The sequence below is a fragment of the Chimaeribacter californicus genome, assembly GCF_002858675.1.
GTDB classification, from domain to species: Bacteria; Pseudomonadota; Gammaproteobacteria; order Enterobacterales; family Enterobacteriaceae; genus Chimaeribacter; species Chimaeribacter californicus.
Genome location: NZ_PJZF01000100.1, coordinates 1 through 571 on the forward strand (window position 1 = coordinate 1; position 571 = coordinate 571).

At 60.8% G+C, this 571-nt stretch carries 2 pseudogenes; both read left to right on the forward strand.

From position 1 onward, the window contains the following. Nucleotides 1-336, forward strand: a pseudogene (locus tag CYR55_RS23745) (hypothetical protein); the annotation flags it as partial. Further along, nucleotides 336-571, forward strand: a pseudogene (locus tag CYR55_RS23085) (ddrA); the annotation flags it as partial. The pseudogenes CYR55_RS23745 and CYR55_RS23085, both read left to right, overlap by 1 nt.

Sequence of the window (571 nt, forward strand, 5' to 3'; positions counted from 1 at the left end):
GGAGACGCCTTCCCGAAATTGGATGAAAGCGGCAGTACGCCGCCTGAGCCGGCACCGGCGCCAGCCCCTTCACCTGTACCAGATCCGGAACCCTCGCCGGAACCCGCCCCGGAGGCTGACTCCGCAGCACAGAAGGCTATCGACTACCTAAAGTCCGTAACCAGTCTGCAAACCGCTGACATCGTGGAGATCCGCGCAGCGCGTGGCAATGTCCGCCAGGCGATCGCCGCGCTGACGGATGCCGGGATGTATGAGGAAAATGAAGACCTGGTGAATGCCGCTGCACAGCACCTCTCTGATCTGCTGGCCGCGGTTGCACGCCAAGGAGGCGCGTAATGGCACTGTCTGCAATTGAACGGCTGGATCTTAGTGATGAGCTGGATGAGCTGCTGGAGAAAGCCGGCACGGCCAAAGGCCTCGACCTGCTGGATCTGAATGACCAGATTGATGATGTCCTGGTGAAGTTAGGCTATGGCGCTGCTGATGCACCTGCACCTACGCCACCGCCACCGGCTGACCCAAAGGACGACGGCGCGCCTGAAATCGTCACTAAATTCCTGGCTGGGGACTG